The 25687-nt window shown below is 70.3% G+C and carries 26 protein-coding genes; 6 read left to right on the forward strand and 20 right to left on the reverse strand.

Features of this window, described 5'->3' with window-relative positions; genetic code table 11:
* The 11 genes from cyoB to MFF13_RS03580 all read right to left on the reverse strand — a co-directional run bounded on the left by cyoB (position 1) and on the right by MFF13_RS03580 (position 10758).
* A complete protein-coding gene (cyoB, locus tag MFF13_RS03530; RefSeq protein ID WP_147761725.1) occupies positions 1-2004 on the reverse strand; it encodes a cytochrome o ubiquinol oxidase subunit I in 2004 nt (667 codons plus the stop codon).
* A gap of 43 nt (positions 2005-2047) precedes the next feature.
* A complete protein-coding gene (gene cyoA / locus MFF13_RS03535; protein ID WP_373322478.1) occupies positions 2048-3244 on the reverse strand; it encodes a ubiquinol oxidase subunit II in 1197 nt (398 codons plus the stop codon).
* Between the two features lie 94 nt (positions 3245-3338).
* Positions 3339-4676, reverse strand: coding sequence for an MFS transporter (locus tag MFF13_RS03540; protein WP_147751849.1), 1338 nt, complete (start codon positions 4674-4676; stop codon positions 3339-3341).
* A 263-nt stretch (positions 4677-4939) separates the two neighbouring features.
* A complete protein-coding gene (locus MFF13_RS03545) occupies positions 4940-5134 on the reverse strand; it encodes a hypothetical protein (RefSeq protein ID WP_147751850.1) in 195 nt (64 codons plus the stop codon).
* Positions 5135-5254: 120 nt separating this feature from the next.
* Positions 5255-5575, reverse strand: a complete 321-nt coding sequence (locus tag MFF13_RS03550) for a hypothetical protein (protein ID WP_238270884.1) — start codon at positions 5573-5575, stop codon at positions 5255-5257.
* Entirely contained in the window at positions 5572-5712 is a 141-nt protein-coding gene (locus tag MFF13_RS03555) for a hypothetical protein (RefSeq protein WP_187273716.1), read from the reverse strand. The genes MFF13_RS03550 and MFF13_RS03555 overlap by 4 nt, the downstream gene beginning before the upstream one ends.
* A gap of 209 nt (positions 5713-5921) precedes the next feature.
* Positions 5922-6371 carry an EamA family transporter gene (locus MFF13_RS03560; RefSeq protein WP_373322479.1) on the reverse strand — a complete coding sequence of 150 codons (450 nt, stop codon included), beginning with the start codon at positions 6369-6371 and terminating at the stop codon, positions 5922-5924.
* Positions 6372-6387: 16 nt separating this feature from the next.
* A complete protein-coding gene (gene crcB / locus MFF13_RS03565; RefSeq protein WP_147830701.1) occupies positions 6388-6756 on the reverse strand; it encodes a fluoride efflux transporter CrcB in 369 nt (122 codons plus the stop codon).
* A 174-nt stretch (positions 6757-6930) separates the two neighbouring features.
* Positions 6931-9186: a xanthine dehydrogenase family protein molybdopterin-binding subunit gene (locus MFF13_RS03570; RefSeq protein WP_147830703.1), complete on the reverse strand. Its 2256-nt coding sequence runs from the start codon at positions 9184-9186 to the stop codon at positions 6931-6933.
* A 10-nt stretch (positions 9187-9196) separates the two neighbouring features.
* Positions 9197-10210 (reverse strand): FAD binding domain-containing protein, encoded by a 1014-nt coding sequence (locus MFF13_RS03575; protein ID WP_147830705.1) that lies wholly within the window; start codon positions 10208-10210, stop codon positions 9197-9199.
* The gene (locus MFF13_RS03580) at positions 10207-10758 is read right to left on the reverse strand and encodes a (2Fe-2S)-binding protein (protein WP_147830707.1); all 552 of its coding nucleotides are present in this window, start codon (positions 10756-10758) and stop codon (positions 10207-10209) included. The genes MFF13_RS03575 and MFF13_RS03580 overlap by 4 nt, the downstream gene beginning before the upstream one ends.
* A gap of 246 nt (positions 10759-11004) precedes the next feature.
* On the opposite strand from MFF13_RS03580, the gene MFF13_RS03585 reads away from it, so the two are divergent.
* The 3 genes from MFF13_RS03585 (at position 11005) to MFF13_RS03595 (ending at position 14730) form a co-directional block, all read left to right on the forward strand.
* Positions 11005-12399, forward strand: a complete 1395-nt coding sequence (locus MFF13_RS03585) for a dipeptidase (protein WP_147751856.1) — start codon at positions 11005-11007, stop codon at positions 12397-12399.
* 134 nt (positions 12400-12533) lie between these two features.
* On the forward strand, positions 12534-13511 hold the full coding sequence (locus MFF13_RS03590) for an SMP-30/gluconolactonase/LRE family protein (protein WP_147830709.1): 978 nt from the start codon (positions 12534-12536) through the stop codon (positions 13509-13511).
* A 13-nt stretch (positions 13512-13524) separates the two neighbouring features.
* Entirely contained in the window at positions 13525-14730 is a 1206-nt protein-coding gene (locus MFF13_RS03595) for an SMP-30/gluconolactonase/LRE family protein (RefSeq protein WP_187273717.1), read from the forward strand.
* A 10-nt stretch (positions 14731-14740) separates the two neighbouring features.
* Here MFF13_RS03595 and MFF13_RS03600 read toward each other — a convergent pair whose 3' ends face one another.
* Positions 14741-15148 carry a DoxX family protein gene (locus MFF13_RS03600; RefSeq protein ID WP_147830711.1) on the reverse strand — a complete coding sequence of 136 codons (408 nt, stop codon included), beginning with the start codon at positions 15146-15148 and terminating at the stop codon, positions 14741-14743.
* 424 nt (positions 15149-15572) lie between these two features.
* Here MFF13_RS03600 and MFF13_RS03605 point away from each other — a divergent pair, with 424 nt between their 5' ends.
* Complete coding sequence (locus tag MFF13_RS03605; protein ID WP_373322480.1) at positions 15573-16139, forward strand: NAD(P)H-dependent oxidoreductase; 567 nt, start codon at positions 15573-15575, stop codon at positions 16137-16139.
* A 17-nt stretch (positions 16140-16156) separates the two neighbouring features.
* Here MFF13_RS03605 and MFF13_RS03610 read toward each other — a convergent pair whose 3' ends face one another.
* Entirely contained in the window at positions 16157-16726 is a 570-nt protein-coding gene (locus MFF13_RS03610; protein ID WP_147761736.1) for a glutathione peroxidase, read from the reverse strand.
* A 215-nt stretch (positions 16727-16941) separates the two neighbouring features.
* Between MFF13_RS03610 and MFF13_RS26480 the strand changes: the two genes are divergently transcribed.
* On the forward strand, positions 16942-17616 hold the full coding sequence (locus MFF13_RS26480) for a PRC-barrel domain-containing protein (RefSeq protein WP_306422405.1): 675 nt from the start codon (positions 16942-16944) through the stop codon (positions 17614-17616).
* Between the two features lie 21 nt (positions 17617-17637).
* Here MFF13_RS26480 and MFF13_RS03620 read toward each other — a convergent pair whose 3' ends face one another.
* The 3 genes from MFF13_RS03620 to MFF13_RS03630 all read right to left on the reverse strand — a co-directional run bounded on the left by MFF13_RS03620 (position 17638) and on the right by MFF13_RS03630 (position 19938).
* Positions 17638-18474: an AprI/Inh family metalloprotease inhibitor gene (locus MFF13_RS03620; protein WP_147830713.1), complete on the reverse strand. Its 837-nt coding sequence runs from the start codon at positions 18472-18474 to the stop codon at positions 17638-17640.
* On the reverse strand, positions 18471-19424 hold the full coding sequence (locus MFF13_RS03625; RefSeq protein ID WP_238271030.1) for a 2-hydroxyacid dehydrogenase: 954 nt from the start codon (positions 19422-19424) through the stop codon (positions 18471-18473). Before MFF13_RS03625 ends, MFF13_RS03620 begins: the two co-directional genes overlap by 4 nt.
* 112 nt (positions 19425-19536) lie before the next feature.
* Entirely contained in the window at positions 19537-19938 is a 402-nt protein-coding gene (locus MFF13_RS03630; protein WP_238270886.1) for an OsmC family protein, read from the reverse strand.
* A gap of 308 nt (positions 19939-20246) precedes the next feature.
* On the opposite strand from MFF13_RS03630, the gene leuC reads away from it, so the two are divergent.
* Complete coding sequence (gene leuC, locus MFF13_RS03635) at positions 20247-21659, forward strand: 3-isopropylmalate dehydratase large subunit (RefSeq protein WP_238270888.1); 1413 nt, start codon at positions 20247-20249, stop codon at positions 21657-21659.
* 209 nt (positions 21660-21868) lie between these two features.
* Here the strand turns inward: leuC and MFF13_RS03640 are convergent, their stop codons facing one another.
* The 4 genes from MFF13_RS03640 to ccmE all read right to left on the reverse strand — a co-directional run bounded on the left by MFF13_RS03640 (position 21869) and on the right by ccmE (position 25666).
* The gene (locus MFF13_RS03640) at positions 21869-22525 is read right to left on the reverse strand and encodes a glutathione S-transferase family protein (protein ID WP_147754468.1); all 657 of its coding nucleotides are present in this window, start codon (positions 22523-22525) and stop codon (positions 21869-21871) included.
* Between the two features lie 121 nt (positions 22526-22646).
* Complete coding sequence (locus MFF13_RS03645) at positions 22647-23114, reverse strand: cytochrome c-type biogenesis protein (RefSeq protein WP_147754467.1); 468 nt, start codon at positions 23112-23114, stop codon at positions 22647-22649.
* Positions 23111-25114 (reverse strand): heme lyase CcmF/NrfE family subunit, encoded by a 2004-nt coding sequence (locus MFF13_RS03650; RefSeq protein WP_147761742.1) that lies wholly within the window; start codon positions 25112-25114, stop codon positions 23111-23113. The genes MFF13_RS03645 and MFF13_RS03650 overlap by 4 nt, the downstream gene beginning before the upstream one ends.
* Positions 25115-25144: 30 nt before the next feature.
* On the reverse strand, positions 25145-25666 hold the full coding sequence (gene ccmE / locus MFF13_RS03655) for a cytochrome c maturation protein CcmE (RefSeq protein ID WP_147754465.1): 522 nt from the start codon (positions 25664-25666) through the stop codon (positions 25145-25147).
* Positions 25667-25687 lie beyond the last annotated feature (21 nt).

Below are 25687 nucleotides of genomic sequence, written 5' to 3' on the forward strand. Positions count from 1 at the left end.
TCAGGCCCGCCCCGCCATCACGCTCGTACGCTGTCCTTCGGCCCGTACCACGTCGGCGGCGGGGATGTAGAAGTCGCGGTTGTAGTTGAAGGTGTGGATCACGGTGACCAGGAACATCGTCGCGAAGGTCGCCGCGGCGAGCCACCAGATGTACCAGATCATCGCGAACGAGAAGCCGATCGAGACCACGCCGAGGATCACGCCGGTGGCGGTGTTCTTCGGCATGTGGATCGCCCGGTAGCCCTCCACCGGCCGTGCGTAGCCGCGCTTCTTCATGTCGGACCACGCGTCAAGGTCGTGGATCACCGGGGTGAAGGCGAAGTTGTAGTCCGGCGGCGGCGAGGCGGTGGACCATTCGAGGGTCCGGCCGTTCCACGGGTCGCCGGTGAGGTCGCGCAGCGCCTCGCGGTTTCGGATCGAGACCACGAACTGCACGATCATCGACAGGATGCCGAGCAGGATCAGCACCGCGCCGAAGGCGGCGACGACGAACCAGATCTGAAGGGACGGGTCGTCGAAGTGGTTGGCGCGGCGCGTCACGCCCATCAGGCCGAGCACGTAGAGCGGCATGAAGGCGAAGTAGAAGCCCACCGTCCAGAACCAGAACGACATCTTCCCCCAGAACGGGTCGAGCTTGAACCCGAAGGCCTTCGGGAACCAGTAGGTCACGCCGGCGAACATCCCGAACAGCACGCCGCCGATGATCACGTTGTGGAAGTGCGCGATCAGGAACAGCGAGTTGTGCAGCACGAAGTCGGCCGGGGGCACGGCGAGCAGCACGCCGGTCATGCCGCCGATGGTGAAGGTGACCATGAAGCTCACGGTCCACATCATCGGCAGCTCGAACCGGATGCGGCCGCGATACATCGTGAACAGCCAGTTGAAGATCTTCGCACCCGTCGGGATCGAGATGATCATCGTCGTGATGCCGAAGAACGAGTTCACGTCGGCGCCCGAGCCCATCGTGAAGAAGTGGTGCAGCCAGACCAAGTACGACAGGATGGTGATGACCACCGTGGCGTAGACCATCGAGGCGTAGCCGAACAGGCGCTTGCCGGAGAAGGTCGAGGTGACCTCCGAGAAGATGCCGAAGGCCGGCAGGATGAGGATGTAGACCTCCGGGTGGCCCCAGATCCAGATGAGGTTGAAGTACATCATCGGGTTGCCGCCGAGGTCGTTCGTGAAGAAGTGCGTGCCGACGTAGCGGTCCATCGACAGCAGGGCGAGGACGGCGGTGAGGATCGGGAAGGCCGCCGTGATCAGCACGTTGGTGCAGAGCGAGGTCCAGACGAAGATCGGAAGCTTCATCATGGTCATGCCCGGCGCGCGCATCTTCACGATGGTCGCGATCAGGTTGATGCCCGACAGCAGCGTGCCGATGCCGGCGATCTGCAGCGCCCAGATGTAGTAGTCGACGCCGACGCCCGGGCTCATGTCCGCGCCCGAGAGCGGCGGGTAGGCGAGCCACCCGGTGCGGGCGAACTCGCCGACGAACAGCGAGGCCATGACCGTCATGGCGCCCGAGACCGTCATCCAGAACGAGAAGTTGTTGAGGAACGGGAAGGCCACGTCGCGGGCGCCGATCTGCAGCGGCACGACGTAGTTCATCAGGCCGGTGACGAACGGCATCGCCACGAAGAAGATCATGATCACGCCGTGCGCCGTGAAGATCTGGTCGTAGTGGTGCGGCGGCAGGTAGCCCTCGTTGGCGCCGAACGCCACCGCCTGCTGGGCGCGCATCATGAGCGCGTCGGCGAAGCCGCGGAGCAGCATCACGAAGGCCAGCACGATGTACATCACGCCGATCTTCTTGTGGTCGACCGAGGTCAGCCAGTCCCGCCACAGCGGGCCCCAGAAGCGGTAGTAGGTGATCGCGCCGAGGACGACGAGGCCGCCGAGCGCCACCATGGCGAAGGTCACCTGCAGAATCGGCTCGTGGTAGGGGATGTCTTCCAGGGAGAGCCGTCCGAAGACGAGCTTCTGGAGATCCGGATTGGAGAACATGGGTTCGATCCGTTGAGGGTGGTGCGGCGGCGAGGCGCCGGTCCTACTTGTTGTTGAGCTGCGACGGGGCGATCGAGTCCCGCTCCGGCGCCGGCATCTGGTTCTCGGGTTTCGTTCCGTTTTCGTGGACGTGCGGGTTGTTGCCGTCCGGCTTCATGCCCTGCGGCTGCTCCTGGCCGTGCGGGGTGCGGCCGGAGGCCGGGGCGGTGGAGCCCGGCGCCTCGTCGCCCTGCTCGATGTGGCGGTTGTCGTAGCGCAGGCGCTCGCGGTTCTCGGTGGAATCCTTGCCGGCGCCGCCCTTGGCGTCGATCGTCATCATCTCGCTCATGCACATCTTGCCCGGCACGGCGCACATGTTGAGGATCGTGTCGAACAGCCCGTCGGCGACGGACTTGTAGTACTTGACCGGCTCGGCCTCGCTCGGCTTCTCGAGCTTGAGGTAGTCCTCGCGGCTGAGCTCGCTTCCTTGCGCCTTCGCCTTGGCGATCCAGGCGTCGAAGCCGGCATCGTCGAGGCCGTGGAACTTGAACGTCATCCGCGAGAAGCCGGTGCCGCTGTAGTGCGAGGACAAGCCGGCATACTCACCCGGCTTGTTGATCACCGCGTGGAGCTGCGTCTGCATGCCAGGCATCGCGTAGATCATGCCGGCCAGCGCCGGGACGTAGAAGGCGTTCATCACCGAGGAGGCGGTGATCTTGAAGTCGATCGGCCGGTCGACGGGGGCGGCGAGCTCGTTGACGGTGGCGATCCCGTATTCGGGATAGAAGAACAGCCACTTCCAATCGAGCGCGACGACCTCGACGGTGAGCGGCTTCACGCCGGCCGCCACGGGACGGGTGGCGTCGATGCGCCGGAGCGCCCGGAACGGGTCGAGGGTATGGGTGCTGATCCAGGTGAGCGCGCCGAGCGCGATGATGATGAGAAGCGGCGCGGTCCAGATCACCACCTCGAGCTGGGTCGAGTGGTGCCAGTCCGGATCGTAGGGGGCGGACTCGTTGGTCGCCCGGTAGCGCCAGGCGAAGAGCAGGGTCAGCGCGATCACCGGAAGCACGATCAGCAGCATCAGCCCGACCGAGGCGAGGACGAGGTTGCGCTGCTGCAGGGCGACGTCGCCCGAGGGCTGCATCACCACGAGGTTGCAGCCGGCGAGCAGCCCGGAGAGCGAGACCGCGCAGAAGCCGCGCAGAAGCCGGGCGGCGGTGCGGGCCGGAGGACGGGGACGTGAGGCGGAACGTGCCACGGTGATCAACTCGGTTTGCCTGGCCGGCGGGCCCGGGGGCCGTTCGGCGCGATCATGCATCGGGACGGGGTGAGTGACGACGCGGGTGTCCCGACTACATCTGCCGCATCTCGGAACGGTCGAGGGTCAGGGCAAGGAGCGATGCCGCCGCACCCGAGAGCAGGTAGAGGCCGACCATCCACAGCCCGTAGCGGGACGAGAGCCAGAGGACGACCAGCGGAGCGAAGCCTGCGCCGAACAGCCACGCCAGATCCGAGGTGAGCGCCGCGCCGGTGTAGCGGTAGCGCGCGCCGAGGCGCGCCGTCACCGCGCCGGCGGTCTGCCCGTAGGCGAGGCCCATCAGCATGAAGCCGACCGTGACGTACATGGTCTGGCCGATGGCGCTGTCGCCGAACACCAGCGGCGCGACGATGCTGCCCAGCGCGAAGGCGGCGATCAGGCCGGAGCTGAGCAGCAGCGCGTTGCGGCGGCCGATCTGGTCGGCGATCAGCCCGGAGGCCGCGACCGCGCCGGCGCAGACGATGGCGCCCGAGCATTGCACGATCAGGAACTCGCCGGGCGAGCGGTCGGTGAACAGGGTCAGCCAGCTGATCGGGAAGATCGTGACGAGGTGGAACAGCGCGAAGGCGGCGAGCGGCACGAAGGCGCCGATCCACACGTCGAGGGCGTGATGGCGCACCACCTCGGACACCGGCACCGGCTCGAGCTTGCCCTTCTCCATCAGCCGGACGAACTCGTCGGTGGCGACCAGACGCAGGCGGGCGAACAGGGCCACGACGTTGATGGTGAAGGCGCAGTAGAACGGGAAGCGCCAGCCCCAATCGAGGAAGTCGGCGGAGTCGAGGTTCACGAGGAAGAACGAGAACAGGGCGCTGGCGACGATGAAGCCGAGCGGCGCGCCGAGCTGGGGAATCATCGCGAACCAGCCGCGGCGCTCGCGCGGGGCGTTCAGCGCCAGCAACGAGGCGAGGCCGTCCCAGGCGCCGCCGAGCGCGAGGCCCTGGAGGATGCGCAGGCCGGCGAGCAGCCAGATCGAGGCGTAGCCGATGCTGGCGTAGCTCGGCAGGAAGCTCACCGCCGCGGTGGCACCGCCGAGCATGAACAGGGCGATCGTCAGCTTCACGCCGCGCCCGTGCCGCCGGTCGACGGCCATGAAGATCACCGAGCCGATCGGCCGGGCGACGAAGGCCAGCGCGAACACCGCGAAGGAGTACAGCGTCGCGGTGAGCGCATCCGGCTCGAACGAGAAGAACACCTTCGGGAACACCAGCACCGAGGCGATGCCGTAGACGAAGAAGTCGAAGTATTCCGAGGCACGACCGATCACGACGCCGGCGGCGATCTCGCCCGGGGCGACCTTGTGGTCGGTGGAGACCAGATGCGCGTCGCGCTCCAGGGGGGTGGAGTTTGCCAGGGCGGGCTCAGGAATCATGTCGGACAGCCGGCTTGCTCGTTGAGGCGACGGTGACGCGGTGCGGCGATTCACGGGGCGTGCGTGCCACGGCCGGGGAGCGGTAAGTACCCGCTCAGGGCCGTCGGCGACACCGCCGCGTAGTCGCAGCGCCGATCAGAGGCTTTCGAGGCTGATAGCGCAAGCGTGCGCGACGGTCCCCCATGAATCCGGCATGTCCCTGCCGTTCCGAGCGCATGCCCCGGCGCGCGAAAATGCCGGGTGAAGTCGCGCGAGCGGACGTCTCAGTTCGCGTTTCGAGGAACGTCGACCGTGAGCATCGGCAGGAGGATCGAGCCGGCGGAGGCGTCCGCGAAGGGCGGGCGCAGGAAGCGGGGGCTCGCAGCAGGCGGGCTTGCCAGCAGGGCGAAGGCGGCGACGCTCAGGGCGAAGCCGAACGCCAGCAGCGACGTCTCGAGGCTGTGGTAGATTGCGTCCATCGCCCGAACTCCCACCGCGCATGCGGTGCGGAATGATCGCGCGGCCGGGTTAAGCGAGCGGTAACGTCCGCCCGCTCGCGAGGCGGCGCAAGGACCGGGCGGGGCGGGCCGCCCGTCCCGTCAGGCGCTGCCGGCGGCCTCCATCCGCGCGAGGTCGCGCGCGCGCGGCTGCAGAATGGCGGCGGCCAGATGCGCTTCGAGCACGATCAGGTCGCCGTCCGGGTCCGGCACCCAGCCGCAGGCGCAGGTCGTGCCCGCCCCGTGCGCCGCCGCGATCTGCCCGTAGAGCGCGCCGACGGTCCGCGAGGCGGCTTCGAGGGCGGCCATCACCGGCAGGCCCTGCCCGTCGAGGGCCTGCCAGAACGCGCGCGCGAGCGCCTGCTCGATCGCCGCCTGCCCGCGGGTCTCGTCGCGGCGGCAGCTTTGGGATTCCGGGATCATGCGCGGGCTCCGGTGCGGCGGACCCGCTGCGGCGCCGACGCGACGCGGTCGATCAGGTCCGGCAGGCGGTGCAGGCGCAGGCCGAGGCAGGAGCCGTCCCACCAAGCCACCGTCACGCAGGTATCGATCAGGTCCATCACCCGTCTCATTCCGGCCTCCAGCATCCGTGCATTCGCCGATGCCGCCGCCTGAATGCAGACGATCCGACAGCGTCGATAGACCGTCTAGCAGGGTCGCAAAGCGATGATCAAGCAATCCATCAAATATTGGAAACGTTGTAATTCCAGTCTTCAGCCGTCTATCTCCAATTTTATATTTGAAATCATTCCACAGTAGACGCCTGCCATCACGCTCCGACGGCCACGAGCACCGCGCCGGCGGCGATCAGCGCGACGCCGAGCCAGTTCAGCGGGCTCAGCGTCTCGCCGAGCAGGGTCGCGCCGAAGAGCGCGACCAGGACGACGCTGAGCTTGTCGATCGGCGCGACGCGGGCGGCGTCGCCGAGGGACAGGGCGCGGAAGTAGCAAAGCCACGAAGCACCGGTGGCGAGGCCCGACAAGACGAGGAAGACCGCGCTCCGCCCCGGGATCCGGGCCAAGTCGGCGGCCTGGCCGGTGACGACCACGATGGCCGCGGTGAGCGCCAGGATCACCACCGTGCGGACGAGGGTCGCGACATCCGAGGGCACGCCCGCGACGCCGACCTTGGCCAGGATCGCGGTAAGCGCGGCGAAGGCCGCCGAGAGCAGGGCCCAGAAGCGCCAAGACTGGATCGATGACTGGATCAGCGTCGCCATCACGAGGGCCGGCCCGTCACAGGATCGCGCGCATCAGCAGCAGGCCGGCGAACAAGCCTGCGAGGCCGAGCGCCACCGAGCCGACGATGTAGACCGCTGCCGCCGCGGTCTGACCCCGCTCCAGCAGAAGCACGGCTTCCAGGGAATACGAGGAGAAGGTGGTGAAGCCGCCGAGCACGCCGGTGGCGATGAACAACCGCAGCGGCTGCCCGCCGCCGCGCAGGGCGAACCACCCGGTGAACAGCCCCATCAGCACCGAGCCGACGACGTTGATCGCCATGGTGCCGTAGGGGAAATCCGAGCCGAGCCGCAGGGAGGCTGCGCTGACGCCGTAGCGCGCGACGCCGCCGAGGCCGGCGCCGAGGAAGACGAGGAGGAGGTTCATTCTGTTGCCGATCCCGGGCAGGCGTGCACCCAAGCGCTAGCGTCTGGCACCGCGTCTGTCATCGGGCAGCCGGCATGCAAGAAGCCGGCAAGCACGACGAACGCCGCCGGCCCCATCACGGTCCGGCGGCGTGCAAGCGAGGTTCCAGGTTCGAACGCGCAAGTGTGGGGCGCACTATCCGAGCACCTTGTCGATGGTGATCGGCAGGTGGCGGATGCGCTTTCCGGTGGCGTGGAACACCGCGTTGGCCACCGCCGCGGCGGTGCCGACGATGCCGATTTCGCCGAGGCCCTTCACCCCGAGCGGGTTGGCCTTGTCCTCCTCGTCCACGAAGATCACGTCGATGTCGTAGATGTCGGCGTTGGCCGGCACGTGATACTCGCCGAGGTTGTGGTTCATGAACCGGCCGAGGCGGTGGTCCATCATCGATTCCTCGTGCAACGCCGAGCCGATGCCCATCACCACGCCGCCGAGGATCTGGCTGCGCGCGGTCTTGGGATTGAGGATCTTGCCGGCCGCCACCGCCGAGACGACGCGGGTGAGGCGGATCTGGCCGAGCTCCTCGTCGACCCGGACCTCTACGAAGACGGCCGAGTGGGTGTAGGCCTCGTACTGGCTGGCGAAATCCTTGTCGGGACCAGCGGATTCGGTCGCCTCCACCGTCTCGACGCCGGCGGCCTTCAGCACGTCGACCAGGGCGACGCTGCGGCTATCGTCGCCCGCCACCGCGATGCGCCCGTTCGCGAAGGAGACGCGGTCGAAGTCGACGTTGGCGAGCGGCGAACCCTCCATGGCGCGGGCGAGCTTGAACACCTGTTCGCCGACGTTGCGGCAGGCCTTCATCACCGCGGTGCCGGAGGAGGCTGCGGTCCACGAGCCGCCCGCGACCGGCGCCTCGGGGAGCCGCGTGTCACCGAGCTTGGTCGTCACGTCCTCCATCGGCAGGCCGAGGGTGTCGGCGGCGATCTGGGTGAGGATCGTATAGGTGCCGGTGCCGATGTCGCCGGTGGAGTTGCCGACCTCGAGCTTGCCGTCCGCGCTCAGGATGGCGTGGGCGCTCGATTGCTGCATCATCGATTCCCACACGCCGGTGGCCATGCCCCAGCCGACGAGCTCGTGACCCTCGCGCATCGAGCGCGGCGCAGGCGTGCGCTTGGCCCAGCCGAAGCGTTCGGCGCCCTGCGTGAAGCAGGCCTTCAGCGCCTTCGAGCCGAACGGCTTGTCCTCGGAGGTCGCGTCGGCCTCGGAGAAGTTGCGCAGGCGCAATGCGATCGGGTCGAGGCCGGCCTCGTGCGCCAGCTCGTCCATCGCGGTCTCGATGGCGAAGACGCCGGTGACCGCGCCGGGCGCACGCATGTCGCCGGGCGAGGCCGTGTCGAGCTGGGCGATCTTGTACGTCAGCGCGACGTTGTCGCACTTGTAGAGCACGCCCGACCAGTTGACGACGACCTCTTGGTAATCCTCGTAATGCGAGGTCACGCCGATCGCGTCGTGGCGCAGCGCCTGCAGCTGCCCGTCCTCGCCTGAGCCGAGCGACACGGTCTGGATCGCGTCCGGACGGTAGGTGAACGACCACATCTGGTCGCGGGTCAGGACCACCCGCACCGAGCGCTCTAGGTCGCGGGCGGCCAGCATCGCCAGGAAGAGCTGGTATTGCGGGCGCAGGCCCGAGCCGAAGCCGCCGCCGAGATACGGGTTGAGCACCCGCACGTCGTCCTTCTTCAGGCCGAACACCGCCGCGAGGTAGTTGTGGCTGTTCGAGACGCCCTGGACCTTGTCGTAGACCGTGTACTTGCCGTCGCCCTCGTAGACGACGGTGGAGGCGTGGGGCTCCATCGGGTTGTGGTGCTCGACCGCGAGCCGGTACTCGTTCTGCAGCTTGATCGGCGCGGCGTCGTAGGCGGCGTCGGCGTCGCCCCAGGGCTTAGGCGGCGGCTTGATGCCGGCGCGCTTCTTCGGCGGGTCGTAGGCGAAGGCGCGGACCGCGTCGGCGGAGGTCTTGGGCTCCTCGGCCTCGTAGGCGACCTTCACCAGGGTGGCCGCGTGCCGTGCGGTCTCGAAATCCTCGGCCACGACGAGGGCGACCGGCTGGCCGCTGAAGGCGATCTTGTCGTCGTAGAGCGCGCGGAACGGCGAGCCGGGGGGCGCCACCGCGTCCTGGTAATTGTAGTCGAGCCAAGCGGTGCGCGAGCGATTCTCGTGCGTGAGCACCTTGATGACGCCGGGCACGGCTTCGGCGGCGGCGGTGTCGATCGCGCTGATGCGGCCGCGCGCGATCGCGCTCGACACCACGTAGCCATGGGCGAGGTCGGCGGCGGTGAATTCGCCGGCGTACTTGGCCAGGCCCGTCACCTTGGCCGGTCCGTCGACGCGGTTGCGGGGGGTGCCGACGAAGCTGTCGTGGCCGGTGGAGCTGAAGGTCTGTGTCATGCGGCGATCCTTACTGGATGCGCTTGTCGGTGAGCGACTGCGGCGTGCCGGCGGCGGCCTGGGACAGGCCTCGCACGATCGCACGCCGCGCAAGCTCGACCTTGAACGCGTTCTCGGATTGGGGGCGGGCCTCGGCGACGACGAAGTCGGCGGCGGCCTGGAAGGTCTCGCGGGTGGCCGGCTTGCCGACGAGCAGCGCCTCGGCTTGCCGGTTGCGCCACGGCTTGTGCGCCACGCCGCCGAGCGCGAGGCGGGCGATCTTCACCGTGTCGCCGTCGAGTTCGAGCGCTGCCGCCACGGAGACGAGGGCGAAGGCGTAGGACAGCCGGTCGCGCAGCTTCAGGTAGGTGTAGTTCTTCGAGAGGTCCGCGGCGGGAAGGTCGACGGAGAGGACGATCTCGCCCGGCTTCAGGGTGTTGTCCTTGGCCGGGTCGTCGCCGGGCAGCCGATGGAAGTCCGCGAACGCGATGCTGCGGTCGCCCTCCGGCCCTGTCACCTGCACCACCGCCTCCAGCGCCGCGAGCGCGACGCACATGTCGGACGGGTGGGTGGCGATGCAGGATTCGCTCGCCCCGAAGATCGCGTGGATGCGGGTTACGCCGCCGATCGCGGCGCAGCCGCTACCGGGCTCGCGCTTGTTGCAGGGGGTGGCCGTGTCGTAGAAATAGTAGCAGCGGGTGCGCTGGTTGAGGTTGCCGCCGGTGGTCGCAGCGTTGCGCAGCTGGCCCGAGGCGCCTGCCAGGATCGCATCCGCCAGCAGCGGGTAGCGGCTCCTGACGCGGGCGTCGTAGGCGAGGTTCGCGTTCGTCACGAGGGCGCCGACCCGCAGTCCGCCGTCGTGCTCGGCGATGTCGCCGAGCGGCAGGCGGGTGATGTCGATCAGGCGGCCGGGGCGCGTCACGTCGTACTTCATCAGGTCGACGAGGTTGGTGCCGCCGGCGATGAACTGCGCGCCGGGTGCGCCGGCGAAGGCCTGCACGGCCTCCGCCACGGTGCCGGCGCGAACGTAATCGAAGCGGTTCATCGGGCGGCTCCCAAGTCTTGAGCCGCACCGTCCTGCGCCATCACATCCTCGATCGCGTCGACGATGTTGGTGTAGGCGCCGCAGCGACAGATGTTTCCGCTCATCGCCTCGCGGATCTCGTCGCGCGAATGCGCGTGACCCTCGTTCATCATGCCGACCGACGAGCAGAGCTGGCCCGGCGTGCAGTAGCCGCACTGGAAGGCGTCGTGCTCGACGAAGGCCGCCTGCATGGGGTGCAGGCCGTTGCTGCCGGCGCCGCCGTTCGACAGGCCGGCAAGGCCCTCGACGGTGGTGACCTCGGCGCCGTCCTTCATCACCGCCAGGGCGAGGCAGGAATTCACGCGGACGCCGTCCACCAGCACCGTGCAGGCGCCGCACTGGCCGTGGTCGCAACCCTTCTTGGTGCCGGTGAGGTCGAGGGTCTCGCGCAGCAGGTCGAGCAGGGTGGTCCAGGGGGCGACCTGGAGTTCGCGGTGCTGCCCGTTGATGGTCAGGCTGATGCCGACCCGGGTGTCCGCGGCGACCGGCGAACCGCTTTCGATGAGCATGAGGCGTTCCAAGAGAAAAGGTTTTTCGCGAAAGGGCGAACAGGTCGGGGCGAACACGGCGCGCAAGGCGTGCATCCGGCCTCGCCGCACGGCTCGTCCGTTGCACTCGATAACGGTTCCAATCTGCCGCCGTTCCAATCCGTGGTCGTCGCCGCGTCGGGCGTCGCGTTGCGGGCCAAGCGGTTTCCGTTTGCGCACGCCTCGGCTAACCCTGGGCCGGACCGCCGAACCGCCTCAGGAGCCCCGATGGCCGCCCTCGATTCCGTCCTCAACGACATCGACAAGGATCTCGACAACGCCCTGGAGCGCCTGTTCGCCTTCCTCAGGATTCCCTCGATCTCGACCGATCAGGCCTATGCCCCCCATTGCCGCGAGGCGGCGGCCTGGCTCGCCGCGGACCTGACGGCGCTCGGGTTCGAGACCTCGGTGGAGGAGACCTCGCTCCACCCCGTCGTGCTGGCGCATAAGCCGAAGCCCGGGGCGCCGCACGTGCTGTTCTATGGGCATTACGACGTGCAGCCGGTGGACCCGCTGGACCTGTGGGAGACGCCGCCGTTCGAGCCGCGGATCGCCACCGACGCGAAGGGCGAGAAGACAATCGTCGCCCGCGGCGCTTCCGACGACAAGGGCCAGGTGATGACCTTCGTCGAGGCCTGCCGGGCGCATCTCGCGATGAACGCCGAGCTACCCTGCGCGGTCACGATCCTGATCGAGGGCGCCGAGGAGAACGGCTCGCAGGGGCTGCCGGAATGGGTGGCGCGGAACAAGGATCGGCTCGCCGCCGACGTCGTGCTGGTGTGCGACACGTCGATGTGGAACCCGACGACGCCGGCAATCACCTCGTCACTACGCGGGCTCGCCTATTTCGAGGTCGAGGTGACCTGCGCCGACCGCGACCTGCATTCGGGCTTCTTCGGCGGCGCCGCGCGCAACCCGATCCACGTGCTGTCGCGCATCCTCGCCGACCTGCACGACGATGACGGCAAGGTGACGCTGCCTGGCTTCTACGACGGCGTGCGCGAGCGGCCGCCCGAGGTGCTGGAGCAGTGGCGCGGCCTCGACTTCACGCCCGAAACGTTCCTCGGCCCCATCGGCCTGTCGGAGCCGGCCGGCGAGCGCGGGCGTCTGCTGATCGAATTGGTGCAGTCGCGGCCGGCTTGCGACGTCAACGGCATCATCGGCGGCTATACCGGCGAGGGCACCAAGACGGTGATCGCGGGCAAGGCCAGCGCCAAGGTCTCGTTCCGCCTCGTGGACGACCAGGACCCGCAGAAGCTCGCCGAGACCTTCGAGGCCTTCGTGCGCGCACGCATCCCCGCCGACTGCTCGGTGAACGTGATCTGCTACAAGGGCTCGCGCGCCATCAGCCTGCCCTTCGACATGCCGGAGCTGGAGACCGCCCGCGCCGCGCTCCAGGACGAGTGGGGCGTGCCCGCGGTGACGGTGGGCGCGGGCGGCTCGATCCCGATCGTCGGCGACTTCAAGCGCCTCCTCGACCGCAACACCCTGCTGATCGGCTTCGGACTCGACGACGACCGCATCCACTCGCCGAACGAGAAGTACGACCTGCGGAGCTTCCACAAGGGCACGCGCTCGTGGGCGCGCATCCTGTCGGCTTTGGGGGCACGGCGGGGGCACTGAGCGGCGGCTTTCCCTCCCCCTTCCGCTGGGGCAGGCGGTGCGGTGCGAGACGGCTCGCGGGAACCGAGGCGTGCTTCTGCGCCTTCCCTGACCGCGCGACGGCAACCCGGCCGGTCGCCCGTCCCGGGAGCTTCATGCCGCATCGACGCACGATCCTGGCGGGCGGCCTCGGCCTGCTCGCCGCCTCGACGGCGCGGGCGGCGGGCGCGGTGGTGCGGGTGGACGATCCGCGGCTCGACGCGCTGATCGACCCGTCTGCACAACTGCGGACGCTGTTCGACGACGGGCGCTGGTGCGAGGGTCCGTGCTGGGCGCCCGGTCTCGGCGGGCTGGTGTTCAGCGACACCAAGGCCAACCGGATCCGCGTGCTCGCGGAGGACGGGTCGGCGAAGACCCTGTTCGACCCGTCCGAGAACGGCAACGGCAACGCGCTGGACGCGCAAGGACGCCTGATCACCTGCGAGCACCGCACCCGGCGGGTGGTGCGGCGCGAGGCGGACGGGACCAAGACCGTGCTGGCGGACGCGTTCGGCGGCAAGAGGCTGAACTCCCCCAACGACGCGGTGGTCGCCACTGACGGAGCGGTGTGGTTCACCGATCCCGTCTTCGGCATCACCCAGCCCGAAGAGGGCATCCTGGCCGAGCCCGAGCAGGCCGCGCGGCGCGTCTACCGCGTCACCGCGCCGGGCTCGTCGGCGGCCCGCGTCGAGGCGATGACCGACGCCCTCGACCAGCCGAACGGCCTCGCCTTCGCGCCGGACGGGCGCACCCTCTACGTCAGCGAATCCGGGGCGTCGCTCAACCCAGAGGGGGGTCGCGCGGTGATGGCCTTCGCGGTCGGTCCGGACGGTCGGCTTGGGCCGCCGCGGACCTTCGCGGCGATCGAAGCCGGCGTACCCGACGGCCTCAAGGTCGACGCCGCCGGCCGGGTCTACGCCGCCTGCGGCGACGGCATCCGCATCTTCGCACCCGACGGCACGGCGCTCGGGCGGATCGCCATGCCGACGGCTGCCGCGAACCTCGCCTTCGGCGGATCGGACGGGCGCCGGCTGTTCGTCGCCGCCGGCCACGCCATCCTCGCCATCGACCTGCGCGTCGCGCCCCGCGGCTGAAACGGTAAGCTCCATGTCCTTCGCCCGACTGTCTCTCGCCCGGCGCCACCTCCTCGCCGGCGGCCTCGCCGCCCTCGCCCTGCCCGCGGTCGCGGCCGAGGGCGGCTCGCCCGCGCCAGGCGGGACCGCGGTGGCGAGCCGGAAGGCGTCTCCGATGGAGCTGGCGCTCGCCGCGAACGCGCCCTCGACCCCGACCGGGCTGGCGATCTCGCACAAGGGCCGCGTCTTCGTGATGATGCCGCGCTTCACCGGCAAGGAGCCGATCACGGTGGGTGAGGTGTCGCCAGACGGCTCGGTGAAGGCCTATCCCGACCAGGCGACCAACACCCCGGACGCGGGGCAGCCGCAGGCGACGTTCTTCCACGTGCCGAACGGCGTCTTCGCCCCCGACGACAGCCTGTGGCTGCTCGATTCGGGCCTGCCCGAGGGCAAGGGCGCGCCGGTGCCGGGCGGGGCCAAGCTCGTCCAGATGGACCTCGCCACGAACCGGATCGTCCGCATGATCCCGCTCGAGGCCGGCGTCACGCCGACCTCGTCGCTGAACGACCTGCGCGTCGAGGTCCGAGCCGGGCGCCAGCGCGCCTACATCACCGACCAGGGCCAGGGCGAGGACGGGGCGATCCTCGCGGTCGACCTCGCTACCGGACAGGTGGCGCGGCGGCTCTCCGAGCATGCCAGCACCAAGTCGCAGAAGGGCGTGGTGAAGTTCGTCGAGGAGCGCCCGGTGATGCAGACCAAGGGCGACGGCCCGCCGCAGCATCCGAAGGGCGGCGCCAACGGCATCGCGCTGAGCCCCGACGGCACGCGCCTGTACTACGCGCCGCTGATGGCGCGGCGGCTGTATTCCGTGGAGACCGCGGGCCTCCTCGACCCCAAGGTCACGGATACCGAGGTGGCGGCGACCGTGAAGGATCTCGGCGAGAAGGGGATGACCGGCGGCCTGACCACCGACTCGAAGGACCGGGTCTACCTCAGCCTGCAGGAGCACAACGCCGTCGGCCGGCGCGACCCCGACGGCACGATCACGGTGATCGCCTCGGATCCGCGCCTGATCTGGGCGGACACGTTCTGGATCACCGCCGACCGCTGGCTCTACATTTCGGGCGCGCAGGTGAACCGCCGCCCCGAGTTCAACCACGGCAAGGACCTGCAGCAACCACCCTACGCGATCCTGCGGATGCGGATCGACGCCGACCCGGTCGACGGATTGTCTCAGTGACGACCTCGGCTCAGTAGCGGCGGCCGGCGCGGGCGGCGTCCACGCTCAGCGGGCCGGGGCCGGCGAAGACGAGGTACAGGAAGACGAAGCAGAACAGGATCGCGGCGTCGCCCCCGTTGACCGCCGGGAACGGCGATTTCGGCGCGTGGACGAGGAAGTAGCCCACCGCCATCTGGCCTGATAGCAGGAACGCGACGGGCCGGGTGAACAGGCCGAGGATGATCAGCGCGCCGCCGACCAGTTCGAGCAGGCCCGCGGCGCCCGCGAGGGAGAGCATCTCGGGCGCGGGCATCGCGCGGGGCGGCAGGCCGAACAGCTTCTGCGTGCCGTGCTGGAGGAAGACGAGGCCGGTCACCGCCCGCAGCAGCGACAAGGCGAGGGGGGCGTAGCCGTTCAGGCGCGCGACGAGCGAGTTCATGAGCGGACGTGTCTCCGAGGCCGGGGGAGACACCATCGCGAAGAATTCGGCGCCGCTGTCAAGCTTGGGGCTTCGGCGAACTGTGCTGCCGTCGGGCGCGTCTCGACCGCTTCATGAAATCCCAACCGATGCGTGTCACACTTTCCTTCCGACCGGACGCGCCGGGCTAGGGACTTGCAGGGAACGCCGTCCACGGCCTCCGATCCGGTGCTCCGCCGGGACGCCCCAACCCGTGCGAAGGGCCAATGCCATGACATCGGGTCCCCTCACGCGCATCCCGCCGAATGGACGGACAGCCCCCGACACGGCGGCGGAGTCGCGCCCCCCGGTGGTTCCCAAGCGTCGCCGGACCGGTCACAACGGGCCGATCGCGCCGCCGGCCTCCACGGGCCGGGGCGCTCCGCCGAGTCCCGAGGTCCCATCCGTGCCCCTGCCCCGCGTCGTCGCGTTCTCGGCGAGCATCAACCGGCCCTCGCGCACCCGCACCCTCGTCGAGGCGATCGCCGCGGAACTCGGCCGCCATCGCCGCATCGACCTGACCGTGATCGACCTGATCGACGCCGGGCCGGGCCTCGGTGCGCTCACCCGCGACGACCTCTCGGAGGCGGCGGAGGCGCTGGTCGCGGCGATCGAGGGGGCCGACGCGCTGATCGTCGGGACGCCGGTCTACAAGGGCGCCTATTCCGGCCTGTTCAAGCACGTGTTCGACTTCGTCGGCGCGGAGGCGCTCGTCGGCCTGCCGGTGGCGCTCGCCGCCACCGGCGGCGGCCTGCGCCATGCGCTGGTGGTGGAGCACTCGCTCCGTCCGCTGTTCGGGTTCTTCTCCGCGCACATCGCGCCGACCTCGGTCTATGCCGGCGGCGACGAGATCGCGGACGGGGTCGTCGCCGACGCGACGGTGGCCGCGCGCATCGAAGCGGCCGGCCGCGAACTCGACGCCCTGCTCGCCGTGTCGCGCGGGGCCGACCGGGCCAAGGCGCCGGCGGCGTGACCCTCAGGCCCTGACCTTCAAGCCTTGTCGAGCGCCCCGGCGATCGCGCTGATCACCCGCGGATCGGTCGGCTCGACCTGCGTCGCGAAGGCGGCGGCCAGGGTGCCGTCGCGGGCCACGAGGTACTTGTGGAAGTTCCAGCGCGGCGTCTCGCCGGGCTTCTCGAGCGCCGCCCACTGGTAGAACGGGTGCGCGCCCGGCATCTTCACCCGCGTCTTGGCCGTGAGCGGGAAGGTGACGCCGTGGTTCTTGCGGGCGGCCTCGGCGATGGCGGCCCCGTCCAGCGGCTCCTGGTTGCCGAAATCGGGCGACGGCACGCCGAGCACCGTCAGACCGCGCTCCTGGAAGCGGGTCCACAGGGTCTGCAGCCCTGCGAGCTGGCCGGCATAGCCGCAGGCGGTGGCGGTGTTGACCACCAGGATCGGTCGCCCGGCATAGGCCGAGAGCGGCATTGCGCCCCCTTCCGGCCCGTCGAAGGCGAAGGCGGTGGCACGCATCCCTGCATCCAGGGCTTGGGCGCGGCCGGCGGTGGCGGCGCCGACGGCCGCACCGAGGAGGGCGAGGGCGTCGCGGCGGTGAAGGATCATGGGCTTGCAGCCTCCGGAACGGTGGCAGATCACGTCAGCCACCACATGGCGCAGGCGGCCGAGAGGTCCAGGGCGGCCGATCGCGCGATTTCGCGAGCCGGCGCACCGTCGGCACCGGTGGAACCTTCTGATGCGGCGGGCCTTTTGCGGGGGAACCTTGACTGTCGACTTCGGGCCGGATCGGGCGCGGGGCGACGATGGAAAGACGAGACGCGATGCGCAGCCTGATTGCCGGAACGGTCCTCCTCACCCTGGGCACGACCGCCCTGGGAACGAGCCTCGCGCTCGCGCAGACGCCGGCCCCGACCGCGCCCGCGCCGGGCACCCAGGCGGTGCCGCCGGAGAAGCCGGCCACGATTTCGCCGGACGCGCCCAAGCCCGACGTGGTGAAGCCTGACGTGGTGAAGCCCGACGCCTCCAGCTCCGACACGACCAAGTCTGACACGGTCAAGTCCGACACGGTGAAGCCGGACGCGTCGGCCGCGCCATTGAAGCCGGTCGAGCCGGTGCCGGGGCAGCCCGCGACCTTCACGAACGACCTGCGGCCGACCTTCGTCGCACAGTCGCCCGACGACATGGTCAGCTCGAAGCTCGTCGGCCAGAGCATCATCAACGGCGCCAACGAGACCATCGGCGAGATCGCCGACGTGGTGATCGGCTTCGACGGCAAGGTGAAGGCCTGGGTCGTCGGCGTCGGCGGCTTCCTCGGGATCGGCACCAAGTACGTGGCGGTCGATCCCAGCGCGCTTCACCTCCAGCGGATCGACGGCAAGGCGCTGCGGGCGGTGATCAACACCGACAAGGACCAGCTCCGCGCGGCGCCGGAATACATCTACCTCGGCAAGGAGAAGCCGAAGGACGACGCCGGCAAGGCCGACGGGGCCAAGTGATCGCGACCCTGTAGGGCGGCCTTACGGCTCGACCCGGCGGAGCACGAAGGCGACGCCGGTTTCGGGGTCGCGCCGCCAGGTGCCGTCGCCGGCGGGCACGAGGTTCACCACGTGCCCGCGCTTGGCCACCAGGGTCATCCGGCCCTGGCCGGTGCGCCACGTCGCCGGGTCGAACACCTCGATCCCGGTGTCGCGGCAATTCGGAAGCAGGTGCACCGGCGCGCCGGGACCGCCGCCGAGATCGAGGCGACAGACGTCGCGGTTGAGCAACCGGTCGAGGGCGTAGATCCCGGCCTGCGCGCCAATGCCGGGCCCGGGCGCGGCCGCCGGGGTCTGCACCGGCTCCGGCGCTGCGGACGGCGCGGCCGCGGGCGGCGTGATCGCGACCGGCGCCGGATCGAGGAGGCTCGGCGGGCCCATCGCTGCGATCTCGAGGGGGACGAGGCTGTAGCTCTCGCCCGACGCGGCCGTGGCGACGTAGCTGCGCTGGTCGGGGCGTTTGGCGAAGGCCAGCACCGGGCGGACGTTCCTGTCGACGAGGCGGACGACGCCGTCGGCGAAGAGCCAGCCGGCGACCGTTCCCACCACCGGCACCGCCCGCCGACAGCCGGCAGGAAACCGCACCACCTGCCCGGCCTCGCCGGATTCCGAACTCAGCGTCATCACGCAGCGCCGGTTGGTGCCGTCGCGCGACAAGTCCCAGGTGCCGGGCACGCCGCCGCGCGCCTCGGGGAGGGTCATCGCGAAGGGCGCGGGCGAGTCGGCCGCGGGCGGCTCCTGCGCGCGGGCGGCGCCGGCCAGAGCGAGCCAAGCCCCGGCAGCGAACCGTAGGCCGGCGACGGAGTGGGCCGTGCTCATGCGCGGGCGCCCGAAACCGGCCAGGGCGTCTCCGCCACCGGCGTCAGCGGCCCGCGGCCCTCGAACCACGAGACCAGGTTGTCGACGACGAGCCGCCCCATGCCGGCGCGGGTCTCGTGCGTGCCCGACCCGACATGCGGCAGCAGCACCACCCGGTCGAGGGCGACGAGCCGCTCCGGCACGTGCGGCTCGGCGGCGAAGACGTCGAGGCCGGCGCCGTGGATCGTGCCGGCCTCAAGCGCTGCGACCAGCGCCGCCTCGTCCACCACGCTGCCGCGGGCGACGTTGACGAGGATGCCCTCCGGCCCGAGCGCCGCGAGCACCGGGGCGTCGACGAGGCCGTCCGTGCCGGCGCCACCCGGCGCCACCACCATGAGCACGTGGACGGCTTGCGCCAGCCCGACCAGGGTCGGATGGTAGGCGTAGGGCGCGTCGGCTTGCGGCCGCCGTCCGTGATAGGCGATCTCGACGCCGAAGCCTTCGAGTCTGCGGGCGATCGCCCGCCCGATCCGCCCGAGCCCGAGGATGCCGACCCGGCGCCCGCGCAGCGATGCGGTGAGCGGGAACGGCGCCGCCGGCCACCGCCCGGCGCGCAGGTAGCGGTCCGCCTGCGGGATCCGGCGGATCGTGGCGAGCAGGAGGCCGACCGCCAGGTCCGCGACCTCGTCGGTGAGCACGTCCGGCGTGTTGGTGACGACGACGCCGCGCCGCGCGGCCTCGGCGGCGTCGATCGTGTCGTAGCCGACCCCGAAGTTGGCGACGATCTCCAGGTTGGGAAGCTGGTCGAGCAGCGCGCCGTCCACCACCGCCTGGGCGTTGACCGCGAGCCCGCGGACGCGCGGGCCGACCTCGGCGAGGAACGCGTCGCGGTCGTTCGCGGTGTCGAGCCGGTGCAGGGCGAAGGTGGGCGTCAGGGCCTCCGCCACGCTCGGGTGCATCGGCTTCAGCATGAGGAGTTCGGGCGGATGCAGGGTCAAAGGTCGGCTCCGGGCGCGGGGCGCGGCTGGTGTCCGTCGCATGGACGGGAGGGAGCTGACGATCCTGCGCGCATCGGCGTCGTCGCTATCCGATCCAGTCGATGGTGATGGGAGCGTCGATGTTCAGGAGGCCGTGGACCGGGCATGCGTGGGCGGCCGCTTCCAGCCGGGCGCGTTGCCCGTCGTCGAAGGCGCCGGGCACCTGGAGGGCGACCGACAACCGGGCGATGCGTCGCGGGGCGTCGGCCATCTCCTTCGTGACGGTCGCCGTCGCACGGCCGATCTCCAGGCCCATCGTGTGCGCGGCCACACCCATCATGCTCAGAATGCAACTGCCGAGGGACACCGCCAGCATCTCGCTCGGAGAGAAGCCGGCCCCGAGCCCGTGATGGTCCTTCGGAGCATCCGTGAGGACGACGGCACCGGAATCGGCATGCTCGGAACGGCAGCGCAAGCGCCCCTCATAGGTCACCACGATCCCGCTCACGCCGGCCTCCCGCGATGCCCCCGCATCCCCCAAGACGGTTGCCGCACTTCCCGGCGAAGATCCAGTGCCCTGCGGAATGGCCGGCAGGGATCGGATGACGACGGCGGCGGCCTGACTCCCCTTCGAGCGATCCTGCCCGCTCGCTGCCCCCTCCCTGCCCCCCTCGCATCCCCATTGCGGCCGGTGCCGGTCTGCCATCCGCGGGCGTCGGCCGGCAGCCACTTCCGAAATCGCGCGTCGAACCTTACTAAAGACCTCCGCGCCGGCCGTTGGCCGGCAACAGACACGCCGCGAAGCGACCAGAATCCATGACGAGCCCGCGCACCCTCTACGACAAGATCTGGGACGACCACATCGTCGACGTCGAGGCCGACGGCTCGACGCTGCTCTACATCGACCGGCACCTCGTCCACGAGGTGACGAGCCCGCAGGCCTTCGAGGGTCTGCGCGTGGCCGGTCGCACGGTGCGCGCCCCGGAGAAGACGCTGGCGGTGGTGGACCACAACGTCCAGACCTCGGACCGCTCCAAGGGCATCGAGGACCCGGAGAGCCGGATCCAGCTCGAGGCGCTGGCGCAGAACGTCAAGGATTTCGGCATCGAGTTCTACGATGCCCTCGATCGCCGCCAGGGCATCGTCCACATCATCGGCCCCGAGCAGGGCTTCACCCTGCCCGGCCAGACCATCGTCTGCGGCGACAGCCACACCTCGACGCACGGCGCGTTCGGGGCTCTCGCCCACGGCATCGGCACCTCCGAGGTCGAGCACGTGCTCGCCACGCAGACGCTGCTGCAGAAGAAGGCCAGGAACATGCGCGTCACCGTCGACGGCGTGCTGCCGGCCGGCGTCAGCGCCAAGGACATCGTGCTCGCGATCATCGGCGAGATCGGCACCGCCGGAGGCACCGGCCACGTCATCGAGTATGCGGGCGAGGCGATCCGCGCGCTGTCGATGGAAGGCCGGATGACGATCTGCAACATGTCGATCGAGGGCGGCGCACGCGCCGGCCTCGTCGCCCCGGACGCCACGACCTACGCCTATTGCGAAGGCCGGCCGATGGCGCCGAAGGGCGAGGCCTTCGCGCGGGCGCGGGCCTACTGGGAGAGCCTCGTCAGCGACGAGGGCGCGCATTTCGACAAGGAAGTCCGCCTGGACGCCGCCAGCCTGCCGCCAATCGTCAGCTGGGGCACGAGCCCCGAGGACGTGATCTCCGTGCTGGGCTCGGTGCCCGACCCGGCCTCGATCCTCGACGAGAACAAGCGCGCCTCGAAGGAGAAGGCCCTGTCCTACATGGGGCTCACGCCGGGCACGAAGATCACCGACATCACCCTCGACCGGGTGTTCATCGGCTCCTGCACCAACGGCCGGATCGAAGACCTGCGCATCGTCGCCCAGATGGTCGCGGGCCAGAAGGTGCACGAGAGCGTCTCGGCGATGGTGGTGCCGGGCTCCGGCCTGGTGAAGGCGCAGGCCGAGGCCGAGGGCATCGACACGGTGCTGAAGGCCGCCGGCTTCGATTGGCGCGAGCCCGGCTGCTCGATGTGCCTCGGCATGAACGCCGACCGCCTCAGCCCGAACGAGCGCTGCGCCTCGACCTCGAACCGCAACTTCGAGGGCCGCCAGGGCCATCGCGGCCGCACCCACCTCGTCTCCCCGGCCATGGCCGCCGCAGCCGCCGTGGCCGGCCGCTTCGTCGACATCCGGGCCTGGCCCAAGGGGTAAGGGCTCCCGCCAACCACCCCTCGCCGTCATTCCGGGGCGCCGAAGGCGAGCCCGGAATCCAGAACCGCAGGTCGTGCTTCGGCTGGCGCCGTCGGCGGCTCTAGATCCCGGACACTGCTGCGCAGCCCCGGGATGACGGGGAGTGTTCGTGATCGATCGGCGGAGCCTCGGCTCGCCGACGACGGACGCGGTTCAGGGCTGCTCCGCCCTCAGAACTCCATGTCGAGCTCTTCGATCTCCTCCGGCTCCTCGGCGGCGGCCTCGGCCCACTCGACCATCAGCGGCCAGTGCAGGATGGCGTCGCGATAGGCGGTGGCGCGCGGGGGAAGGGTCACGTCGTAGGTGCGGAAGCGCGTGCAGACGGGGGCGTACATCGCGTCGGCCAGCGTCGGGCGCTCGCCGAACAGGAACGGCCCGTCGTAGCGGGCGAGGCAGTCGTCGAAGATCGTGACGATGCGCTCGATGTCGCCCTTGGCGCCGTTGAACACCCGGAAGCTCGGGTGGAAGGCCTTCAGGTTCATCGGCAGGGCCGAGCGCAGGTTGATGAAGCCGCCGTGCATCTCGCCGGCGATCGAGCGGCAATGGGCGCGGGCGGCCACGTCCTTCGGCAGGAAGCCGGCCTCGGGGAAGGTCTCGTTGAGGTACTGCGCGATCGCCAGCGTGTCCCAAACCACGATGCCCTCGTGGTGCAGGCGGGGGACGAGGAACGAGGGCGAGAGGTGGAGCAGCTCGGCGCGCGAGGTCTCGTCGCCGCCGGGCAACATCTCGGTGTCGAAGTCGAGGCCGGCCATCTTGCAGATCAGCCAGCCGCGAAGCGACCACGACGAGTAGTTCCGGCTGGAGATCGTCAGCGTCGCCGTGGCCATGCTCGCATCCTTCGCGGATCGTTTTCGCGAGAGGCGGATCCAAGACTCGTGCCGACTCGCCGCCGCAGGCGCACATCATGCCTCGGGCGTGGGCGCGAATTGCCACGGACCCCGACGGGGATCACTCGCGCCGGAGCAGAGCCGCGACGTCGGCCTGCTCGGACGCCGACAGGCCACGCTCGGGCGCCGGCGCCGCGCGGCGCGACAGGCGCCAGATCCCGAAGCCGCCGAGCAGCACCGCGAGCAGCGGCGTCAGCCACAGGAGCACGGTGTGGAGCGCCAGGACGGGGCGCAGCAACACGAACTCGCCGTAGCGGTTCACCACGTAATCCTCGACGCCCTGGTTGCTGTCGCCGGCCTTCAGCCGCTCGCGCACGATCAGCCGGAGGTCCTTCGCCAGCGGTGCGTCGGAATCGTCGATCGACTGGTTCTGGCAGACGAGGCAGCGCAGGCCCGAGGAGATCTCGCGGGCGCGATGCTCCATGGCCGGGTCCTTCAGGACCTCGTCCGGCTGGACGGCTTGGGCCGCGCCCGCCCCGAGCACGAGGCCGGCGAGCAGGAGGCCGCGGAGCGTGCGCGCGGCGCTCATTCGGCCGGGACCGCGTGCGGGGGAACGGGCTTGAGCTTGGCGCGGGCGGGCGCGCCGACGCGCATGCGCCGGTCGGTGAGCGACAGGCCGCCGCCGAGCGCCATCACCACCGCGCCGAGCCAGATCAGCAGCACCAGCGGCTTGTAGTACAGCCGCAGGCCGATGCTGCCGTCGGGCGAGATCTCGCCGAGGCTGGCGTAGACTTGGCTGACGCCGCGGGTGAGCAGGCCCGATTCCGTCACCGTCATCTTGCGGCTCGGGTAGAAGCGCTTGCCGGTGTCGACCTGGCCGATCTCGTCGCCGGCCTTGTCGCGGATGGTGAGGAAGGCCGCGACCTCCTCGTAGTTCGGACCGGGCCGTGGCGCGACTCGATCCAGCGTCGCCACGTAGGGGCCGGTCGCCAGCGTCTGGCCGGGCTTCAGGGTGGCGAGGCCCTCGGTCGCCCAGCCCTGCGCCGCGATGCCGAGCACGACCACGCCGACGCCGGCATGGGCGATGGCCGTGCCCCAGGCCGAGCGCGGCAGGCCGATCGCCCGGCGCCAGATCAGGCCGGGCGCGCGGGTGCGGCTGCTGCCGAAGCCGCGGGCGCGCGAGACGATCTCCAGCACCGAGCCGACGATGAGGTAGGCGCCCAGGCCCACGCCGACCGGAGCCATGGCCGGGCCGCCCCAGGTCCAGGCCAGGGTGGCGAGGCCGACCGCCAGGGCGAGGCCGAGGGCCGCGAACAGGCGCTGCGAGGCGGCGAGCGCGTCGCCGCGCTTCCAGGCCAGGGTCTGCCCGAACGGCACGATCAGCAGCAGCGGGATCGCGAGCGGCACGAAGGTGTAGTTGAAGAATGGCGGCCCGACCGAGATCTTCTCCGCCGTCAGCATCTCCAGCAGCAGCGGGTAGAGCGTGCCGACGAGCACGGTGGCGCAGGCGGCCACGAGGAACAGGTTGTTCATCACCAGCGCGCCCTCGCGCGAGATCGGCGCGAACAGGCCGCCCTGCCGCAGCATCGGCGCGCGCCACGCGAACAGCGTCAGCGACCCGCCGATGAACAGGATCAGGATCGCGAGGATGAAGATGCCGCGGGTCGGGTCGGTGGCGAAGGAGTGCACCGAGGTAAGTACGCCCGAGCGCACGATGAAGGTGCCGAGCAGCGACAGCGAGAAGGTGAGGATGGCGAGGAGCACCGTCCAGACCTTGAGGGCGTCGCGCTTCTCCATCACGACGGTGGAGTGCAACAGCGCAGTGCCGGCGATCCACGGCATCAGCGAGGCGTTCTCGACCGGGTCCCAGAACCACCAGCCGCCCCAGCCGAGCTCGTAATAGGCCCAGTACGAGCCCATCGCGATGCCGAGCGTCAGGAAGCTCCAGGCGGTCAGCGTCCACGGGCGCACCGCGCGGGCCCAGACGGCGTCGATCTTGCCGTCGATCAGGGCCGCGATCGCGAAGGCGAAGGTGATCGAGAAGCCGACATAGCCGACGTAGAGCAGCGGCGGGTGCACCGCGAGGCCGAAATCCTGCAGCAGCGGGTTGAGGTCGTTGCCCTCGACCGGCGCCGGCACCGCCCGGGTGAACGGGTTCGACGTGGTGATCACGAACAGCACGAAGACGAAGGTGATGAAGCCCTGCACCGCCAGGGTGTTGGCGCGCAGCACCGGGGGCACCGACTCGCGGGCCACCGCCACCATCGCCCCGAACAGCGTGAGGATCAGGATCCAGAGGAGCATCGAGCCCTCGTGGTTCCCCCAGACGCCGGAGAGCTTGTAGATGAACGGCTTCGTCGTGTGCGAGTTCTCGACCACGTTCTGGACCGAGAAGTCGGACGTGGCGTGGGCGTAGGTCAGCGCCGCGAACGCGAACAGCACGCAGGCGAAGGCGCCGAGCGCCGCCGGCGTCGCCACCTGCCGCAGGGCGGCGTCGCCCGAGCGGGCGGCCCAGATCGGCATCACCGACTGGACCAGGGAGAGCGCCAGCGCCAGCGCCAACGCGAAATGTCCGACCTCGACGATCAAGCGGCGGTTCCTCGAGTCAATGACATCGGCTCAGCGCTCGCTGCGCGGGCCGAGGGTCGCGGGTGCGGCGTCGGCGGCCTTCGGCGGGTCCGTCTTCACGGAGCCCTTGCCGCCCTTGCCGCCCTCCTGCCAGCGCCCCTGCGCCTTGAGCGCGTCGGCGACCTCGCGCGGCATGTAGGATTCGTCGTGCTTGGCGAGCACGGTGTCGGCGCGGAAGATGCCGCCCGGCTCCAGCGTTCCCTCGGCGACGACGCCCTGCCCCTCGCGGAACAGGTCGGGCAGAAGGCCGGTATACTGGACTTGGACGGTCGCGTTCGTGTCGGTCACCGCGAAGTCGATCTTCTGGTTCGCCCCGCGCTGGAGCGAGCCGTCCTTCACCAGGCCGCCGAGACGGAAGCGCGTCCCGGGGCCGACGCCCTGGTTCGCCACCTCGGTCGGCGAGCGGAAGAACACGATCGACCCGCTCATCGCCGACAGGATGAGCCCGACGGCGAGCGCCAGGACGGCGCCACAGGCGGCGATCAGGATCAGGCGGCGGCTCTTGCGCGTCACGAGTTCAGTCCGTCCCCGGCG

It is taken from the genome of Methylobacterium cerastii (assembly GCF_022179125.1).
GTDB lineage: Bacteria > Pseudomonadota > Alphaproteobacteria > Rhizobiales > Beijerinckiaceae > Methylobacterium > Methylobacterium cerastii.

Bases quoted from the DNA above. Each gene is read 5' to 3' on its own strand.
- MFF13_RS03640 (WP_147754468.1), bottom strand. From the start codon at position 22,525: ATGGCCACGGCGACGCTGACGATCTCCAGCCGGAACTACTCGTCGTGG.
- MFF13_RS03575 (WP_147830705.1), bottom strand. From the start codon at position 10,210: ATGAACCGCTTCGATTACGTTCGCGCCGGCACCGTGGCGGAGGCCGTG.
- MFF13_RS03555 (WP_187273716.1), bottom strand. From the start codon at position 5,712: ATGGACCTGATCGATACCTGCGTGACGGTGGCTTGGTGGGACGGCTCC.
- MFF13_RS03545 (WP_147751850.1), bottom strand. From the start codon at position 5,134: ATGGACGCAATCTACCACAGCCTCGAGACGTCGCTGCTGGCGTTCGGC.
- MFF13_RS03570 (WP_147830703.1), bottom strand. From the start codon at position 9,186: ATGACACAGACCTTCAGCTCCACCGGCCACGACAGCTTCGTCGGCACC.
- MFF13_RS03540 (WP_147751849.1), bottom strand. From the start codon at position 4,676: ATGATTCCTGAGCCCGCCCTGGCAAACTCCACCCCCCTGGAGCGCGAC.
- MFF13_RS26480 (WP_306422405.1), top strand. From the start codon at position 16,942: ATGCGCAGCCTGATTGCCGGAACGGTCCTCCTCACCCTGGGCACGACC.
- MFF13_RS03645 (WP_147754467.1), bottom strand. From the start codon at position 23,114: ATGAGCGCCGCGCGCACGCTCCGCGGCCTCCTGCTCGCCGGCCTCGTG.
- leuC (WP_238270888.1), top strand. From the start codon at position 20,247: ATGACGAGCCCGCGCACCCTCTACGACAAGATCTGGGACGACCACATC.
- MFF13_RS03620 (WP_147830713.1), bottom strand. From the start codon at position 18,474: ATGAGCACGGCCCACTCCGTCGCCGGCCTACGGTTCGCTGCCGGGGCT.
- cyoB (WP_147761725.1), bottom strand. From the start codon at position 2,004: ATGTTCTCCAATCCGGATCTCCAGAAGCTCGTCTTCGGACGGCTCTCC.
- crcB (WP_147830701.1), bottom strand. From the start codon at position 6,756: ATGAACCTCCTCCTCGTCTTCCTCGGCGCCGGCCTCGGCGGCGTCGCG.
- MFF13_RS03560 (WP_373322479.1), bottom strand. From the start codon at position 6,371: ATGGCGACGCTGATCCAGTCATCGATCCAGTCTTGGCGCTTCTGGGCC.
- MFF13_RS03585 (WP_147751856.1), top strand. From the start codon at position 11,005: ATGGCCGCCCTCGATTCCGTCCTCAACGACATCGACAAGGATCTCGAC.
- MFF13_RS03550 (WP_238270884.1), bottom strand. From the start codon at position 5,575: ATGATCCCGGAATCCCAAAGCTGCCGCCGCGACGAGACCCGCGGGCAG.
- MFF13_RS03625 (WP_238271030.1), bottom strand. From the start codon at position 19,424: ATGCTGAAGCCGATGCACCCGAGCGTGGCGGAGGCCCTGACGCCCACC.
- MFF13_RS03580 (WP_147830707.1), bottom strand. From the start codon at position 10,758: ATGCTCATCGAAAGCGGTTCGCCGGTCGCCGCGGACACCCGGGTCGGC.
- MFF13_RS03590 (WP_147830709.1), top strand. From the start codon at position 12,534: ATGCCGCATCGACGCACGATCCTGGCGGGCGGCCTCGGCCTGCTCGCC.
- MFF13_RS03600 (WP_147830711.1), bottom strand. From the start codon at position 15,148: ATGAACTCGCTCGTCGCGCGCCTGAACGGCTACGCCCCCCTCGCCTTG.
- MFF13_RS03610 (WP_147761736.1), bottom strand. From the start codon at position 16,726: ATGATCCTTCACCGCCGCGACGCCCTCGCCCTCCTCGGTGCGGCCGTC.
- MFF13_RS03595 (WP_187273717.1), top strand. From the start codon at position 13,525: ATGTCCTTCGCCCGACTGTCTCTCGCCCGGCGCCACCTCCTCGCCGGC.